General features: G+C 36.2%; 18 protein-coding genes and 1 pseudogene. 10 read left to right on the plus strand and 9 right to left on the minus strand.

Features of this window, described 5'->3' with window-relative positions; all coding sequences use genetic code 11:
- Nucleotides 1-578 precede the first annotated feature (578 nt).
- Genes BV902_RS17615 through BV902_RS17625 form a run of 3 tightly spaced genes read right to left on the minus strand, consistent with a single transcriptional unit; the run spans nt 579 to nt 4703 of the window.
- The gene (locus tag BV902_RS17615) at nt 579-1160 is read right to left on the minus strand and encodes a hypothetical protein (RefSeq protein WP_075993060.1); all 582 of its coding nucleotides are present in this window, start codon (nt 1158-1160) and stop codon (nt 579-581) included.
- 28 nt (nt 1161-1188) lie between these two features.
- A complete protein-coding gene (locus BV902_RS17620) occupies nt 1189-2511 on the minus strand; it encodes an HlyD family secretion protein (RefSeq protein WP_075993061.1) in 1323 nt (440 codons plus the stop codon).
- Nucleotides 2511-4703, minus strand: coding sequence for a peptidase domain-containing ABC transporter (locus tag BV902_RS17625; protein ID WP_075993062.1), 2193 nt, complete (start codon nt 4701-4703; stop codon nt 2511-2513). Before BV902_RS17625 ends, BV902_RS17620 begins: the two co-directional genes overlap by 1 nt.
- A gap of 152 nt (nt 4704-4855) precedes the next feature.
- Between BV902_RS17625 and BV902_RS17630 the strand changes: the two genes are divergently transcribed.
- From BV902_RS17630 to BV902_RS17655, 6 genes are all read left to right on the plus strand, one after another.
- Nucleotides 4856-5593: an IspD/TarI family cytidylyltransferase gene (locus BV902_RS17630; RefSeq protein WP_075993063.1), complete on the plus strand. Its 738-nt coding sequence runs from the start codon at nt 4856-4858 to the stop codon at nt 5591-5593.
- The gene (locus BV902_RS17635; RefSeq protein WP_075993064.1) at nt 5553-6752 is read left to right on the plus strand and encodes a LicD family protein; all 1200 of its coding nucleotides are present in this window, start codon (nt 5553-5555) and stop codon (nt 6750-6752) included. Before BV902_RS17630 ends, BV902_RS17635 begins: the two co-directional genes overlap by 41 nt.
- A gap of 8 nt (nt 6753-6760) precedes the next feature.
- A complete protein-coding gene (locus BV902_RS17640; RefSeq protein WP_157626130.1) occupies nt 6761-7714 on the plus strand; it encodes a hypothetical protein in 954 nt (317 codons plus the stop codon).
- A 10-nt stretch (nt 7715-7724) separates the two neighbouring features.
- The gene (locus BV902_RS17645; RefSeq protein ID WP_075993066.1) at nt 7725-8138 is read left to right on the plus strand and encodes a hypothetical protein; all 414 of its coding nucleotides are present in this window, start codon (nt 7725-7727) and stop codon (nt 8136-8138) included.
- Between the two features lie 166 nt (nt 8139-8304).
- On the plus strand, nt 8305-9072 hold the full coding sequence (locus BV902_RS17650) for a T6SS effector amidase Tae4 family protein (RefSeq protein WP_075993067.1): 768 nt from the start codon (nt 8305-8307) through the stop codon (nt 9070-9072).
- Nucleotides 9073-9083: 11 nt separating this feature from the next.
- Nucleotides 9084-9869, plus strand: a complete 786-nt coding sequence (locus tag BV902_RS17655; RefSeq protein WP_157626131.1) for a hypothetical protein — start codon at nt 9084-9086, stop codon at nt 9867-9869.
- Between the two features lie 58 nt (nt 9870-9927).
- Here the strand turns inward: BV902_RS17655 and BV902_RS28740 are convergent.
- Nucleotides 9928-10125, minus strand: a pseudogene (locus BV902_RS28740) (integrase core domain-containing protein); the annotation flags it as partial.
- A 108-nt stretch (nt 10126-10233) separates the two neighbouring features.
- On the opposite strand from BV902_RS28740, the gene BV902_RS17665 reads away from it, so the two are divergent.
- From BV902_RS17665 to BV902_RS17675, 3 genes are all read left to right on the plus strand, one after another.
- On the plus strand, nt 10234-10989 hold the full coding sequence (locus tag BV902_RS17665; RefSeq protein ID WP_075993069.1) for an immunity 22 family protein: 756 nt from the start codon (nt 10234-10236) through the stop codon (nt 10987-10989).
- Between the two features lie 108 nt (nt 10990-11097).
- Nucleotides 11098-11505: a GNAT family N-acetyltransferase gene (locus BV902_RS17670; RefSeq protein WP_075993070.1), complete on the plus strand. Its 408-nt coding sequence runs from the start codon at nt 11098-11100 to the stop codon at nt 11503-11505.
- A 24-nt stretch (nt 11506-11529) separates the two neighbouring features.
- Nucleotides 11530-11988 carry a DUF695 domain-containing protein gene (locus BV902_RS17675; protein WP_075993071.1) on the plus strand — a complete coding sequence of 153 codons (459 nt, stop codon included), beginning with the start codon at nt 11530-11532 and terminating at the stop codon, nt 11986-11988.
- Between the two features lie 522 nt (nt 11989-12510).
- On the opposite strand, the gene BV902_RS28155 is transcribed toward BV902_RS17675, so the two are convergent.
- Together BV902_RS28155 and BV902_RS17685 are read right to left on the minus strand one after the other, a co-directional pair.
- On the minus strand, nt 12511-12690 hold the full coding sequence (locus BV902_RS28155; RefSeq protein WP_237241702.1) for a hypothetical protein: 180 nt from the start codon (nt 12688-12690) through the stop codon (nt 12511-12513).
- 458 nt (nt 12691-13148) lie between these two features.
- Nucleotides 13149-13490: a winged helix-turn-helix transcriptional regulator gene (locus BV902_RS17685; protein ID WP_075993072.1), complete on the minus strand. Its 342-nt coding sequence runs from the start codon at nt 13488-13490 to the stop codon at nt 13149-13151.
- An 89-nt stretch (nt 13491-13579) separates the two neighbouring features.
- Here BV902_RS17685 and BV902_RS17690 point away from each other — a divergent pair, with 89 nt between their 5' ends.
- Nucleotides 13580-14089, plus strand: a complete 510-nt coding sequence (locus BV902_RS17690; RefSeq protein WP_075993073.1) for a dihydrofolate reductase family protein — start codon at nt 13580-13582, stop codon at nt 14087-14089.
- Nucleotides 14090-14242: 153 nt separating this feature from the next.
- Here BV902_RS17690 and BV902_RS17695 read toward each other — a convergent pair whose 3' ends face one another.
- The 3 genes from BV902_RS17695 to BV902_RS17705 all read right to left on the minus strand — a co-directional run bounded on the left by BV902_RS17695 (nt 14243) and on the right by BV902_RS17705 (nt 16405).
- Nucleotides 14243-14818, minus strand: coding sequence for a Crp/Fnr family transcriptional regulator (locus BV902_RS17695; RefSeq protein WP_075993074.1), 576 nt, complete (start codon nt 14816-14818; stop codon nt 14243-14245).
- 12 nt (nt 14819-14830) lie between these two features.
- On the minus strand, nt 14831-15208 hold the full coding sequence (locus tag BV902_RS17700; protein WP_075993075.1) for a nuclear transport factor 2 family protein: 378 nt from the start codon (nt 15206-15208) through the stop codon (nt 14831-14833).
- Nucleotides 15209-15979: 771 nt separating this feature from the next.
- On the minus strand, nt 15980-16405 hold the full coding sequence (locus BV902_RS17705; protein WP_075993076.1) for an SMI1/KNR4 family protein: 426 nt from the start codon (nt 16403-16405) through the stop codon (nt 15980-15982).
- Nucleotides 16406-16413 lie beyond the last annotated feature (8 nt).

The raw sequence follows: 16413 nt of genomic DNA on the forward strand, positions 1-16413 counted from the left end.
TCCAATTTGTTTAAGTTATTGATTATTTTTGGGAATGTGTCCAAAACATCTGCGTCGGGCCAACTTTTACCTCTTTTTAAATTTAAAACTTCTAAGTCCTTATAATCACCGTTCAAAATATTTCTACATAGGTCTATTTTATATGGAATTAGTATAATCTTTCAGTTATGAGTTTATCAATTTCTAATTTTTTAACTTTCATTGTAAGGCAACGGTTATTATATCATAAAGTTGTACTACGGAAACAAACTCTTCGCTGGCTGCCATGATTGTGGCCTATCATCTTCTGAGAATAATTATCAAAGATATATGTTTCTTTCAATTCTACCTTCGAAACGCTATGTGCCGCAGCATTTTGTCCTAAATACTTGGGTGATATGGAAATGCCATTCTACAGCTTCTTGAAAAAAACTAAGATGTTTGTCGAAAGGTTCATGTTACAGTCTCAGTTCGATACTTAATGTTCGCCAATTAGCTCACCCTTTCCACCTACCGTCTTAATAAAGAAGATCGGCGAGTTAAAAAAACACTTAATATAGGACTTTATGAGTCCCCATATTAAGTATATATTATATTCGTTAAAGAAGTGTCAATTTTTCCTTCGGAATCTTACCGTTTTTATACAACATTAGTTGCTTTAAATAGAATCCGACGCCATGACCATCAAGATAATCAAGTTTAGAAAGTGTTTCATCTATTTCCTGCTCACTAAACCATTTTACATTTTTCTCTCCTATGATACTGTCTTTAATTTGTTCATCTATTTTTTGAAACTGTTTTAATGTCATAACTTTAAAAGGAGAAATGCCGGTAAATCCAAAGTATACCTCGTTAACCCTTAAGGTATGTGGATCAAAATATATCGAGACAAAAATTTCTGCCTCTTTGTCAAAATCACTCAGTTTTGACTCATCCATATACCTTATTAAAATATCTCGAATTGTATCAATATAATTTACCTTTAATATATTACCATTAAAAGAAGCCGTATGTTTGATTCCATAATATTTGTTGTTTTTATCGCCAACAAGCGTATAGCTCATGTCAGCATTCGATGCATATGGTCTTTTTTCACTATGGTAAAATGTCTTTATCTCGAAACATATGCTACTTGTCAATATACAGGTAACTGTAGCAACTATTTTAAGAAAATCCGTCATAAATAACTATTGAAATAATGATCTTTATTCAGGTTGAATATCCATTATTTTTTTTCGAGAGCATATACTTCAGGTTATCAAATATGCGCTCTATCAGCCGTCTATCCCTGGTAATAATCTCTGCAACCCCTTTCAGCTCATATTTAAATTGTAATCGCTGAGCGTAATTTGTTTTTAGTCCATCGGGCAACTCTACATATATAAGATACTGTTCCAGATCTCCCTGACTAGTCTGCTGGATATTGGTCATTAATGATATCTCCCGAACAACGCCCCTTAAAGAGCCATATTCATTATAGGGGAAATTATCGAGCTTAATAATAACTTCTTGTCCTTTTAAGACCTTGCCAGCACCTGAATTGGGAAGACGCACATGGGCAACAATTTTACTGTCAGCCGGAACGATAGAAAATACGGCCTCTCCAGACCTAATAAAATAATCATCGTTCCAGAAATTTAAATATTGCAGAATCCCGTCTCGGGGAGACCTAAATATGTAATTCTCATCAAAGGATTTCAGGGCCATCGATAGCTCATGATAGGAAGATGTCAGCTGTAACGTCAGAGACTTTTCAACTTCATCTTTTTTAATCTGCGTCTCCGTAATTGCATTTTGCGTCCTGAAAAGTTCAAGCATAACCTGAGACGCCTCTGCCTTGGTATTGACTTCTGTGTAGGCCGCATTAATATGGTTTATTTTGTTTCGTTCAAATTCTGCAACACTGATAACTTTCTTTTCCAGGAGTATAGAATCTCTTTTGGCAAAATTCTCAATGTATGAAGTACTGTTGTGCGAAAGCTCCGCCTTTTTTCTTGATGTGCTCAAAATATTTTTTTGCTCATTGAGCAGTTCATTATACGTCCGCAACTGGTGGTCCAGTGTCTTATTATTATAATAATTTTTATATTGTTGAAGTGCATCGAGTAAAGCATAGTATTTATTATTTATTGCCCCCAAGTAAACTTTGCCGGGAAGCGATAGATTAATCAGCGAAAATCTATCGTTGATATCAATGCCTTCAACAAGTTTATTTACGAGCAGGATATCACCCATATTCGCAGGATTTTCTAGGTAGCCGATGATATCCCCCTTTAATACCTCCTGCTGATTTTTTTTCTGTAAAATTAGTTTACCCGATGCCGGACTCACAACTTTTACAGCAGGATTTTCGGTGTTGATTGACACAGTCCCCGACTGCACATCAGGATAAGTAATTAGATAACCGAAAATAAGCAGTAAAAATATACTTACCATTACGATGATTGTTATCTGTACACCGAACTTCTTTGGCATCCTGTTCACAATATGGTCGAGTTCCTCTATTTTTTTGACTTTATGTAAATCTTCCATTAATTTAAGCTTATCTGTGAATTGATGAGTTGATAATAATGCCCTTTTCTTTCCATGAGCAGATCGTGACTGCCAATTTCGGCGACTTTTCCATCCCTCATGACGACGATCTGATGGGCTTTCTGAATGGTGCTTAGCCGATGTGCGATGACGACCACCGTTTTCTCCCTAAAGATCTTGTCCAAAGCTTCCACAATTCTTTTCTCGTTACGTGAATCAAGTGAATTGGTGGCTTCATCCAAAAACAGGTAGTCAGGATTTTTATAAAGGGCGCGCGCGATTAATATCCGCTGTTTCTGACCACCGCTCAGCCCCCTCCCCTGCTCACCCATCATTGTTTTATAACCTTTGGGCATATCTTCTATCTCTTCCCTGATATTGGCAGCCTCCAGAGCCTTTTCCAATCTTTCAATATCTATATTATCATCCCCAAGAACAATATTATTGATAACCGTATCATTGAATATCTTACCGTCCTGTAACACGACACCACATTTGGAGCGCCAATAATGCAGCGGGATATTATTGACGTTTAAATTTCCCAGATAGATCTCTCCGTGATTCTGACTGTAAAGTCTTAGTATCAGCTTCATCAGTGTTGTTTTACCACTTCCACTATCTCCTACAATAGCCGTTACTTTCCCGTGCGGTATGACAAGGTTAACCCCGTTTACGATATACGGATTTTTTGGTGCGTATTGAAAATAAAGACTTTTTAAAACAATGTCTTTCCCTTGAGGCAAAATCGTCTCATTAAAAGAGCCAACCTGCTCCTCGTCTTCCAAACCATGTATTTCGTTGATACGGGCAAATGAAATCTTGGCAAATTGGGCCGAAATGATAAACTGTATAAATTGCTGTATGGGAGCATTGAGCATGCCAATTATAATCTGGGTGGACATCATGATTCCAAAACTCATCTCTCCCTGAATCACCGCTTTTGCGCAAACAATTGTAATGGCAACATTCTTAAGATTTTCAATAAACTGTCCACCAAGGTTCTGATAATTGGTTATAGACAGAAGTTTTAGATTTACCTTATAGAGCCTTGCCTGTAAGTTTTCCCACTTCCACCGTTTCTGCGTTTCATAATTATTTACCTTAATATCCTGCATTCCCGTTATCGTCTCTACCCAGTAACTCTGATCTTTTGCCATAAGACCAAAATAGTTGGTATCCAGCCGCCGCCGAATGGCCAGAAACCCAAATATCCAAAGGAAATAGATCACACTCCCCGACACAAACACCCAGAATATAAAGGTATTGAAAGTCACAAGTATAACTGCAAAAACAATGAAGGTTAAGCCTGAGAAGATCAGGTTAAGTGAATTACCCATAATGAAGTCCTTGATACGCTGATGATCTTGTGCCCGCTGAAGAATATCACCTATCATTTTGTTTTCAAAAAAGCCAATGGGAAGTTTCATAAGCTTGACCAGATAATCAGAAATCAAAGAAATATTGATGCGGCTTGTGAGATGGAGAACAATCCAGTCCCTTACTGCATTGGAAAGTGTTGTGGCTAAAAGTATGGCAATATTTGCAAAGAGCATAATATTGACAAAATTCATATCCTGGGTACTTATACCTATGTCAATTATTGACCGCGCAATAAAAGGGATGATGGCCTGAAGCCCTGTGACAAAAAGCATCACAATAAAAAGGTTAATAATACTCAGCCGGTATGGCTTAAAATATTGGAATATAGTATTAAAGCTCTTCTTCCGTCTGAAATTCTCTTCCTGATGAAGATCAAAAAAATTACCGTCAGGTTCAAATCCGATCACCACCCCTTTCTTTGTTGTCGATTTATACCAGCTTTTAACAAACGTTTTTATGGGGTGTTTCACTAGTCCGGCACTGGGGTCAGAAACGTAAAAATACTTTCTATCTACTTTATATACGATCAAAAAATGAGAATCTTTCCAGTGAACAACAACAGGAAGTGGAACATCGTGCTGCAACTGTGCGAGGGTACACTTAACGCCCCTGCTCTTTAGTCCTATTTTTTCAGCAGCATGGATCAGGTTAATAATAGAGATCCCCTCTTTTGTTGTGCCGCATAGTTCTCTTAAAAAATTGATCGGATAAAACCGTCCATAATACCTTGCGATCAACCTGAGACAGGTTGGTCCACAATCCATCTTATCCATCTGGATTTCAAATGGAAAACGCTTAAAAAATACCTTCATAAAATCTTAGGCTATTAAATTTACGTATACTTAATATTAATAATACATTAATTTTACACTACTTTTTGTAAATAAAAATGAAAATTACTAAATTTAATCTATACAAAAAGAAACTTAAAGAAATTTTTTAGCCTTTAAAAGATAAATAATCAATGCACCAAAATTATATAGTGATACTTGCAGGAGGTCTTGGGGAAAGATATGGAGGCGTTATGAGCAAGCAGTTTCAAGCCATAAACGGTGTTCCGGTGATTATTAAGACCATCTGTAAATTCTTACAACGTTTTGAACCGCAAAAGATAAGAATCGTGGTCAACCCTGACCACATTGCGCACTGGAACAAGCTTAAACTTGACTATCCGACTATCCGTGAAATAACATTTATTGACGGTGGCGAACAAAGATTTCATTCGGTAAAAAATGGATTAGCATCTATTGACTCCAGTGACAACGACCTGATAGGAATACATGATGGCGTACGCCCTTTTGTTACCTTAGAAACCATCGATCATGCTTACACCACCGCTTCTCAGTACGGTACCGCTGTGCCTGTCTTTAATGCGGTCAACACTATTCGGATAGCAAAAGAGAACCAGAATAACGCACTTGATAGGCAGTACGTCAAGATTGTCCAAAACCCGCAGGTATTCCGTTCCAAGATTATAAAAACCGCATACTGCCAAAACTATACGCCCGACATGCTGGATGATGGAACTATCGTCGAAAAGGCGGGCTACAAAATACAGCTCTGCCAGGGCAATTACGAAAATATAAAGATAACACATCCACAAGACCTTTACATCGCAGAAGGACTTGACAGATTGCTCGCTAGCAGTTCAATTGAAACAAATGGAAAAATATACGGTAACTCCTACACTAAAATATTATAAGAACGACTACAAAAAGTCGGCAAAAGAGGGATCGGATCAACTAGCTCTGGGAGAAGATTATCAGAGCAGGTATGGAGCAAAGATTCCTGATTACGAAGTCAATTTATTTCAGGTCCATCATGCGATCTGGAAAGACTTTTTGGAAAACTCCACAAAAGACTATTGCCTGATCCAGGAGCATGGCACCGCAATTTTGAAGGATCTAACGGAAATAAAATCGGTATTGCTGGAACAAGATCTAAATTTCCACGTCTTATTTCCCTTTGACCTCATTAACTCAGACACACGTCTTAAAATGCCAATCGCATTCAGCAGATTTGGATTTTATTGGGGTACTTCGTCCTATATTATCTCGAGAAAGTCCATAAAGGAACTCATAGAGAAATGTTCGGAAATAAGGTGGCCCTTAGCAGAACAATTTCTAGAACTGGGAATTGACCGTAAAATCAAGATGATTGCCGTTGATACCGACTGGACTATGTTCTCCGACCGAAAGGCCCCTTCTTACCTGGCAAGAAAAAACAGTATGATCGAATACATTAGGTCGTACAGTGCCTGGGAGAAGGACGAAATAAGTCAAGTTCGGGGAATCTTAACCTACCTTTCGGAAACCGCCGCATCACTGGATGTAAAGATATTTCTGCACGCTGGTACCTTACTCGGATCGATCAGGCATAGCGGAAAAATTATGCCTTGGGACGATGACATCGATCTCATGGTAAAAAAAGAAGATCTCATCAAATTGATCCCCGCTATCCGGCAGGATGGTATATATAATGTGACCGAATGGACATGGTCAAAAACAGGAAAAACATATTATAAGATCTGGAAAGAGGGCGGTTATAAAACAGAAGGCTATGAATACACTTTTCCCTTTGTCGACATCTGGTGGACTGAAGAAATCGGGAATAAAGTCCATACCAATGACGGGTATGTTTTTGAGAAACAGAGCTACTTTCCATTGCAGCCTATCGAATTTGAAAATGCTAAATTCTATCATCCCGCCGTGGCAACAGATATACTGGACACAATGTATAAAGGCTGGAGAAATGAAATCAAGATATTTTCGTGGTCGCATAAATTTAAAAAGCACAGCGTCAAACAGATCAGCGTTCCCATCACCACAGACAAGAAAGGAAGATTTACAAATTATAAATGAATGAAAATATGAAAAGAAAGCCTATTTTAAATTTTTTCGACATTGCAAGCGATGTCGACCTGTTACCCGAGAATGAGCTATTTAAATTAAAAGGTGGTGACAGTGATATCGCATGGGAAACCGAAGGCCCTGAAATTGATGTATATCCCCCGGATGGTGGTGGTGACGATGACAATTGGGACGATGGTGGTGATGACGGTCCTGAAGAGCCATGGGATGATGAATGGGATGAAGACTGGGATGGTGATGATCACGGCGATGGCGGAACCGATAATGATGAGGAGGAACAACCGAAATGTACCTGTACAAAAGGAATTGTGGGACTTGGCTCTGGAGGGATTGTTGACTATTCTAATCATTTGGGTACTTTTAGAAGTGCAATAACTGCTGATTTAAATAACCCAAATACAAACCAGGCATTCAAAGACACGTTAAATGGACTGAATCAGATTTTTAACAGGATCGAGAGTTCTAATTTTAATCTGGTGATCAACTTTGGTGATGCCGATGGCAGCGCAGCGTATACATCACTCAGCGGAAATAAAGATGTTAAAATTACAATGGATCAGTCCGAATTGGTTTATAAAAAGGATATATATCTTGCCGGCACCGAAATCCTCCTTCATAAGAAGGGTGATTTAAACTATGCCGCTTTTAATGAAGTATTAGCTCATGAATTAAAGCATGTTGAGCAATTTTTAGATGGCAGGATCGGTTTTAACATGTTTGATAATGAAATAAAACTAAAATACGGCATCGAGGATGAAGTTGAAGCTTTCGCATTTGCAAATAATTATGCAACTTTTGGTAATCCGCCTGTTGAAATAAATGAAACTTGGGTAAAAAACCAGACGATCACAGTAACTGGTGCCGATGGTCAACCTCAAACGATCAAACCATACGCAAACTTAGGTGATGGAAAAAACTGTCCGATCCACGGCGTATCCTCTAACCCCAATTAATAGATAACAAATGAAGAATAACATTTTAACAATTGTAGGAATTTGCCTTTTAACATCTGCTTTTGGTCAAAAAAAAGAAAAGGAGTTATCGATACTTCAGACTTTGGTTGAAAAAATACATTTGGATCTCCGTGATGTTGCAATGATGTCTGGTGTTCCAAGTAAGACATCAGTCAATTGGGCTAAACTGGTTTATGTTCAGCAGGAAGACTCCATATTCAGAGTTCCATTTGACAGTCTCACTTCACCAAAATGGAATCATCTAGCATATGATATTACAGTCGAATTCGATAGGTTTACAGAAAACCGAACTCAGAATCTTCAAGGAGTAATCGTTCTAAAACGCATCAGTCCTGAAAGAGAGGAAAAACTCCGAAACTGGATGCTTAAAGAAATGGAAAAGGAGAAAGCTTTGAAGAGATAAATACTGCCGTATGACATCTTAGATCTGAAATATAAAGCCTGGCGCGAAGAAATAAGGTTATTTTCTTGGTAGCATAAGTATAAGAAGCATAGTATAAAAACAGACCACCGTGCCTATTATAACCGATAAATTAGGAAGATTTACAAATTACAAATAATTAAAAATTATGAAAAGAAAACCAATCTTAAACTTTTTCGATATCGCAAGCGAAATTGATCAATTACCAGAAAACGAGCTTTTTAAATTAAAAGGAGGCGATAGTGATATCGCATGGGAAACAGAAGGTCCAGAAATTGACGTTTATCCTCCTGAGGGTAGCGGTGACGATGACAATTGGGATGATGGAGGAGATGACGATTGGGAAGATCCTTGGGATGATGGAAATGACGAAGATTTTGAGGATTATGATGACTTAGGCGATGGCGGAATCGATAACAATCCTGATAATGATCCCGATGCAGATGAACTACCTGAATTATGTTTTGATGCTATTTGGGATGCTTATCCACATAATGTAAATGGTCAAACCCAACATCCAAGCCAAGATGATTACGCAAACCAATGTGCTATTCGCGTGGGAGCGGCATTAAAAGAAGTATATGATGTTGACTTCGGTAGTTATGGTACAGAATTTGACGACCCTTTATCATCAGAAGGTTATCCTATTCGGGCGGCTAACTTAAAAAATTATCTAGTTGATGACTATAAATCAAAAGGTATGGAGAGCCAAATAAAAACATATAATTCGACAAATGCATTCCTTGATTCGGCATCTTCAAAGTTAAATGGTATAGTTTATATGCAACGTGGTGGAGTAAATCACATTGATGTATTTAAAGGCGATGAAGGAAAAAACGAAGTAGGATCTCTTTGGTTATCAGGAAATGTTGACAAAGTGATCTTCATTCCTATAGATAATTCAGCATGTCAATAAAATTTTTTATTATGAAGTTTACTAAAATATTAGTTTTACTCTTTCTCTTTATTGATTTTTCTGTTGGTTTTGCACAGAAAAAAATAAATGTAAATACAGCCAAAGAGTATTGGTTTTCTGATAGATTATCAGACAGCCTCTCGGAAAAGAAAACACCCGATCCAAGCCAAGGCTTTCCTATACAGGCATTTTTAATACAGAAAGATAGATTATACTATCAACCGGCAATAGGTGACGACCTGATTCCCGTTTCTTTAACACCTGTGAAAGGCTCGGATAAATTATATCTGAATATCGGCGAAACAATGACAAGTAATCATATGTATGATTATTCATCAGATGGAAAGGATTTCTTATTAACAAAAAGGGCAAATGAAATGCTTTTAACTGTTAATGATAAAAGTGGAAACACTGTAGATTCTATCAAATTTATAAGACCTACAGATTTCATGACGAATAAAGACGTATCGGAAATTTACTTTGCACATTTGATAAACGGTACTTATAGATTAGGCGATTCTAATGATGAGGTCTCATTTGATATGGACGGAAATTTAAAGGGGATTAATAGCTTTTCAAAATGGAATGTGACTAGAGCTGCGGGAAAGATAAAACCTCGGGTAAACAGTCCCCATGCGTTTATAGTCCTTCAAACCTCAGGTGTTAAGCAAAAGGAATCATTTGTTGTCATCTTTGACGAACTTATTAAAACAATGAATTTCTTTAAATATAATATTCTTAAAGATGGATCCTACAGTTTAGAAAAGGAACCCTATTATATATTGAAACAAAGTTAGTTTATCCTATTTCCAGTAACTCTTTAAATCACTGGAAATAGGTTTTTATTTTCCCACGTTAGGAACGTGTAAAACCATAAACGGACGATACAGTGCATTTGTGGGGAGTTTGGAAATCCAAACTGCTGTGTGGTCGCTGCAAATTATAAACTTTAATAATTTTATCGATGCTTTTGGCTGCGTCCTTATGATTTTGGTATACTCGCTTGGGATAGAATTCATTTTTAAGAATACCATTAACACGTTCAGCTAGCGCGTTATCATAAGGCTACCACGCTGCGTCATACTAATCGCAATGCCATAAAGCCGGAGCATTGCTTTATCTTTACCATTGCTAATTCTGATTCTTAAATTACATCACAGGATGAAAAAAATACATGTATGGTTCGGAAAGTTTAAAACGGAGAAAGAATTAAAAAAATATCTGGATCAAAATGACTATCTGGAAGCATGGGCTGTTTATGACAACGAACCGCCAACCGGAAACGAAGAGGACGATAAAGAACCAAATACGGAGTTACGCTGTGATTTTTGCAAGGAAGTTCATTTGGATAACTATGATGAAGATCTCATGATAATGAAATATTATAAGAACTCTCTAAATATCAAAACCATTGCAAATGATATTGGTGTAGATAAAAATGAGTTAGAAACATTATTAAGAGGACATAGTTTCATTGGTTTTAACGCTGTTGTAGCTTTTGAAGACAATGACCTAGATGAAAAAGATGCTTCACGTTCTGAAACGATAAAGTACATTGGGAAATTGGCTCAGTTTTCTCACCAGTCTTTATCTGATTATGAGGTTCATTATTTATGGATAGGAGACAATAAAATTGATAAAAAGAATATTCTCCAACAAGCGGCACTAAATAAAAAGGATATTATAAAACTGAATTATTACCATACTTCAAAAAGCGAAAAACTTGACGAGATACTGATTCTCCAAATAGAAGATTACAACATTGCCGAAAAGATGATTCTCAAAGCTGAAGAGCTGAGAATGATCACCGCCCATTCCGTACTTGAACTTGTTGTAAAAGGCTCAATTGAAATACATGGTGAAAAAATTGCCGATATGCTCGGTATGAAATATATTGGAAAATTTGACAAGGAATAAAATCTAATTTGTTTTTTACGGTTCGTAATCGTCGATTTTCACCTGTTCGCATATTTACGAACGAAGAATATCTGCTTAAAAATACCAACTAAAACTACAGAATAATAGATGAACATACAGCTAAGTGTCAATAGAGATTTAAACGCAAACGACATACTGCAACTTTATCAAGCTAACAAATGGAGTGCAGCCGATAAACCAGAACTACTGATCAAAGCACTCTTAAATTCGCATTCCTTAGTGACTGCATGGGATGGTACGACATTGGTAGGTCTAGGAAATGCTATTTCCGATGGATACCTCGTGGTTTATTATCCACATCTACTGGTGCTACCCTCTTATCAAGGCAAAGGTGTTGGACGTTTGATTATGGATAAAATGCAAGAGATTTATAAGGGTTTTCACATGCAGATGCTTACGGCTGATGGAAATGCTGTCGACTTTTATAAAAAGAACGGCTTTGAACGAGCAGGTCAAACAGAGCCTATGTGGATCTATAAAGGTAATGATCACTGAGAGAAGATTAAGGTTATAAAATATATGGCAGAATTTAAAGTAATAATACCCGATGAATCCTATTCATTGCTTAATTTTCGACAAGATGATTTACCTGGAGTAGCCGTCGTCAATACGGCATTAAAGGAATTTGAACCAAAAATAGTTTTCTCATGGCATTTATCAATTATGATAGATCTAGACGATTTAATCGACAATGGAATGCCTTCAAAAAGTGAAATTGAAGTAATTGACAACTATGGCGATTATTTAGATAATGAAATAAAAGGAAAAAATAAGAAAAGGCCTAACGCCTTATTTCTTGCAAGAATAACCTGGAATAAAACTCGAGAATTAATTTGGAGAGTCTACGATCCTGAAATCTCAAATAGCTTTCTGCAAGAAATTATTACATCCAACTCCTCCCCTAGACAGTTTGAATATCGAATCGATCCTGACGATAATTGGGAATTGGCAAAATGGCATTTGACAGATTGGGAGTAGTAAATTCTTGAAGAATTGGATATTTAAGAAAACATCGACATCGCCGTATCTATAGAATCCTTAAAATTTATGAATAATAATGAGCAAATAATACTTTTTTTCCATTTGGATCTTCAATTCCAATAGTTATTTCGATATTATATGTTGCAATCCAAATTGAAAATATTCCGGATTCACTTTTCAAATCACGATCAAAAGATCCGTCGTCTTGAAACTTTATTGCCTGAGCAAACTGTGGATAATTTCCTTCCGGAATTTAAGTATTAATTTCGAAAATTCTCTTTGTTCCATTTAGTACTTGATTTACAACTATGTAACATACTCTTAAATATACACAATTTGCCAAATTAGAAAGTTAATTTTAAAGTCTAACATGACTTATGATCACCCAAAAGTAACGATTAAAATAGCCTAAAATGCAATTTTAGGCCAAGATATCGGTTGAATGGAGGATTGATTACGGGAAACCGTAAGAATGCATAACAGGCAATCCGTAGGTATGAAAAGACAATACAAATCGCATTAATCAATAACACAGGAAAGATAAAACAACCGCAGCTTTAATGGCATTTTTCCTTGGAGGATTTGGTGCACATAGATTTTACCTAGGGCAGACCAGATTAGGTGTCCTTTATCTCTTTTTTGCTGGACACTTATTCCCGCATTTATCGCTTTGATTGACTTTATTTTGTTTCTCTTCATGAATAAAGAGAGTTTTGATTTGATATATAACCGTGTATATTTTTCGCACCCCATTATTCATAATTATGAATTATGTACCTACCTTTTATCAATGAGATAATTTGCAACTTTTTTAGGAGAAATTTGGCTTCGATACCCCCCCAGATTATCAAGAGGTTCCCACCTACTTCTATCCAAAGACAGGTCAATCTGGTTCAAATAGGCATATAAAAATACTGCAAAAGAATATTTAATTTTCATCTTTCTAATTCTGTTATGTTTACCATTTCCACCAATTCTTATTAAAAACCGGATTAGTTCCTTTCAGATCTAAGGGAGCACCCACTCTTACAATGCGACCTGATAACTTTTATGGACACACTGTCCGTGGCTGTAATTCGGGGATAAATCGATTGCAGTTCTAACCTAAAGCATAATTTTCACTAATTTGTCTCTAAGGGGAATCTTACTAAATCGAGTCATTTTGCTTTAATTTTATCTCTATGCTTTAGACCAAATTTAATTAAAGCATTGGCAACTTCCTGCGTTTCTTTAGCATAGGCGGTAAGCGCATAAGAAACGGTTACAGGTTTGGTGTCATTAACCGTTCTACTAATCAGTAAATTGTCTTCTAATTCCTGAAGTTCCTTGGATAGAATTTTTGGGGATATTCCCTGAGCCATCTCTTGCAGATCTTTAAACCGCATTGTGCCGTGTTGCTGCAAATTGTTCAGGATACAAAATTTCCATTTACCACTGAGCAATTCAATGCCATCTTTTAATGCCAATATAGTTTCTTTATCAATATTTTTATTGCTCATATGATAGTTACTTTCCTAAAGGTAATGAATAGTGAATATATATTGAATATCCAATAGTTTTGTTGAACAGAAATTTAAGGAAAATCATTATGAAAGTAACAGTAATCGCAAATATTTCAGCTAATGGAAGAATTTTGATATCCGATAATCCGCATCATAAGCTGCCACCGGAAGCAATGGAATTTTACGTACATTTTGTAAGGCAGGTTGGAAATGTAGTGATAGGATTGAAAACATTTGAAAATTTTCTAAATTTTCCAGATCAGATAAAAGATCATTTTAATGGAATAGAAATCATCATATTGGCCGATAAACCTTATACGGCTGATGGCTACAAGACTGTAGCAAGTCCTGAAGAGGCAATTGCATATATGTCTGCAAAAGGAGTGCGGGAAATAGCCGTTGGAGGCGGAGCAGGTACTTTCAACGCTTTTTTGGACAAGGATTTGGTTACCGATATTTATTTTAACGTCAGCCCTATAATCACTGGAGCTGGAGCAATTTTAGCAAACAATGAGGAGTTAAGTTCAAAATTCAAGTACAAAGGACAGAGGCTTAGAAACGGTTTTCTTCAATTACATCTAACTAAAGAATACTGAATAACAACAGACAAAACATGTCCTTCAAAAATAGTTGAATGGCGGAAAAAAATCCGCTAATATTATTTCTTTCGGATCTATATCTTTCGATTGGCGACTGTATCCACAGACATATCAATGATAATAGAAAAAATCTTAAAACATATCACTAAATCACCCACCATTCTTGCGTCTTATATTGCTTAGGAAAACAGTAGTGATACCTAAATACGAAGCAATATATTTCTGTGGAATTCTAAGTTCTAGTTTAGGATATTGTTTACCAAACCAGGCATACCTTTTGGATGCATCTTGCGATAGTATCAGGTGCATTCTGCGTTGAAACAAACCAAAGGCATTTTGAAAAAGTAAGCGAAAAAAACGTGCTAACTTCGGGATTTTGTTTAACAATAACTCGTAATCTTTGGCTTCAAAAGCCAATATTTCAGTATCCTCCAAGGCTTCTATGGCAAACTTGGATGGCTTGTTGCTGCTAAAACTATCAATTTCGTTCATCCACCAGTTTTCTGGAGCAAAAAGAACGGTCGCTTCGTTGTTACCATCATAAGCATACAATCGTAGGCAGCCTTTTACTACAAAATAAATATGCTTACAATACGCCCCTTCCCGAAGCAAATGAACACCCTTATGTACTTGAATGGGTTTGACGTAAGATGCTACGATGTGTTGCTCCTCTGCCGTCAGGATCACGTGTTTTGCGAGGTTAGAAAAAAGCGTATTGTATAGCATAGTCCTTAATTCTTAGTCCTTTTTGTTGGCTGGATGATCGGCAGGAAGCTTATAAAAACTGATCAACTTGGTAATTTTAAAGTCTTCATTAAATTCAAAATAATCATCGCCCACATTTGTTTTACCATCTACCGTTGACTGCCATTGATAACGTACATAGTTGTGATGAAAATCAAATTTTCCTATAAGATCAAAACGGCGGCTCGGAGCCATAGGCAATGTGTCGATGGCAAATTTAAGCAATTCATCCAGACTATTTAAGTGAAAGTAAGGATCGATGTAAATCCCATCTTTGTGCCATACTTTGGCAAATTCCTCGCCATAAGCTTCAGCTGTATTTTGGTTCCAGGCATGTAGATACTGTTGTATCATTTTTTCTACGTTGTTCATACTATTTAATTCTTTTCTACAAAGTAACAGCGTATTTTCTAGCGGCTCGTTAAACTAGTTTATTAAATGAGCTCAATCAAATTAAGATAAATTTTATTTCGTTACGCTTTCTGGAATTACTATTTTTATAAAGTTTACAACTTAAAATAAAAAACTATGCTTTCTAAATCAAATCTGTGCTATCATGTCTTTTCATATTTGCCGGTATAATAATTATAGCAATTAGTTTTAAAAAAGATAAATCAATCAAATTGAATCATGAAATTACTATAATTGATAAACAAAAAGGTCTTTTTGATACTAATTTATTGATTTTGGGAAGTGTATTTATTCTTTCGGGTTCAATAATTTTATCAAGGATAGAGGTTACTAAAAACCAAAGCGGACTGCCCCATCAAATGTCAAAATAAAACTTGCTGTGTTTAGTTATTGTCCATATAATTAAGCTATCTTGTTGATAAGTTTAGTAACCTTTTTATAAATTTCTGTAATTTGGATTAATCTGCAGCACACCATGCTTCGTAATTTGGGGTAACTTTTGACCACACACGTCACATTCGAACTTTCTATCCTTTTTCATCGAATATCATCCTTTATCCACTTTAATTCTCCACGTTGTATCAGGGCTATATATTTTTGCACCTGATCATCGGTCAATAAGCCATTGTCTTCAAGCTGGTAATTGAACTGCTTAGTGAAGGTGTAATATTGATATCAGCCCCACTATTGCCAATACGATTAGGGTCTCTGATGCTCTTCACGTAATAAGTTTCATTTGAACCATTCTTGTCCGTTGTCTAATCGTTGTAAAAAGTCAGTAAAAGAGATTCCAATTTCAATATGATATTGTTTGTCCAAATCAATAAAAGGCGTAAGTACTACCCTAATTGAATCATCAACTGTCTGTTCAATTGCAATAAATTCACTACTTCCATTTCCGCCAATTGCCAAAGTCTTTGGAAGGTTCTCAAAAATTTGATAGTCGGTATTGACTCCAATTAATTCGTCAATGTCCCAAAGTCTCACGAACTCTGATCCTATAAACAGTTCAAAACCCGAGTAATTCTGTAAAAAAAACAAGTAATCGTTAGGAAGATTGAAGTTCAAAATTCTTTGTATTTGTTCAATTTTTGTTTTGGCTTTTTGAGTGCTTTTTGGAAAATTGTATTTCAATAATAGTTCATTGACTGTTTTCATATGCTAAG

Origin of the sequence: Sphingobacterium sp. B29, assembly GCF_001952815.1 — a bacterium.
Taxonomy (GTDB): domain Bacteria; phylum Bacteroidota; class Bacteroidia; order Sphingobacteriales; family Sphingobacteriaceae; genus Sphingobacterium; species Sphingobacterium siyangense.

Bases quoted from the DNA above. Each gene is read 5' to 3' on its own strand.
- BV902_RS17615 (WP_075993060.1), bottom strand. From the start codon at position 1,160: ATGACGGATTTTCTTAAAATAGTTGCTACAGTTACCTGTATATTGACA.
- BV902_RS17625 (WP_075993062.1), bottom strand. From the start codon at position 4,703: ATGAAGGTATTTTTTAAGCGTTTTCCATTTGAAATCCAGATGGATAAG.
- BV902_RS17695 (WP_075993074.1), bottom strand. From the start codon at position 14,818: ATGCTATACAATACGCTTTTTTCTAACCTCGCAAAACACGTGATCCTG.
- BV902_RS17645 (WP_075993066.1), top strand. From the start codon at position 7,725: ATGAAGAATAACATTTTAACAATTGTAGGAATTTGCCTTTTAACATCT.
- BV902_RS17670 (WP_075993070.1), top strand. From the start codon at position 11,098: ATGAACATACAGCTAAGTGTCAATAGAGATTTAAACGCAAACGACATA.
- BV902_RS17620 (WP_075993061.1), bottom strand. From the start codon at position 2,511: ATGGAAGATTTACATAAAGTCAAAAAAATAGAGGAACTCGACCATATT.
- BV902_RS17640 (WP_157626130.1), top strand. From the start codon at position 6,761: ATGAAAAGAAAGCCTATTTTAAATTTTTTCGACATTGCAAGCGATGTC.
- BV902_RS17700 (WP_075993075.1), bottom strand. From the start codon at position 15,208: ATGAACAACGTAGAAAAAATGATACAACAGTATCTACATGCCTGGAAC.
- BV902_RS17655 (WP_157626131.1), top strand. From the start codon at position 9,084: ATGAAGTTTACTAAAATATTAGTTTTACTCTTTCTCTTTATTGATTTT.
- BV902_RS17690 (WP_075993073.1), top strand. From the start codon at position 13,580: ATGAAAGTAACAGTAATCGCAAATATTTCAGCTAATGGAAGAATTTTG.
- BV902_RS28155 (WP_237241702.1), bottom strand. From the start codon at position 12,690: ATGAAGAGAAACAAAATAAAGTCAATCAAAGCGATAAATGCGGGAATA.
- BV902_RS17635 (WP_075993064.1), top strand. From the start codon at position 5,553: ATGGAAAAATATACGGTAACTCCTACACTAAAATATTATAAGAACGAC.
- BV902_RS17685 (WP_075993072.1), bottom strand. From the start codon at position 13,490: ATGAGCAATAAAAATATTGATAAAGAAACTATATTGGCATTAAAAGAT.
- BV902_RS17630 (WP_075993063.1), top strand. From the start codon at position 4,856: ATGCACCAAAATTATATAGTGATACTTGCAGGAGGTCTTGGGGAAAGA.
- BV902_RS17650 (WP_075993067.1), top strand. From the start codon at position 8,305: ATGAAAAGAAAACCAATCTTAAACTTTTTCGATATCGCAAGCGAAATT.
- BV902_RS17705 (WP_075993076.1), bottom strand. From the start codon at position 16,405: ATGAAAACAGTCAATGAACTATTATTGAAATACAATTTTCCAAAAAGC.
- BV902_RS17675 (WP_075993071.1), top strand. From the start codon at position 11,530: ATGGCAGAATTTAAAGTAATAATACCCGATGAATCCTATTCATTGCTT.
- BV902_RS17665 (WP_075993069.1), top strand. From the start codon at position 10,234: ATGAAAAAAATACATGTATGGTTCGGAAAGTTTAAAACGGAGAAAGAA.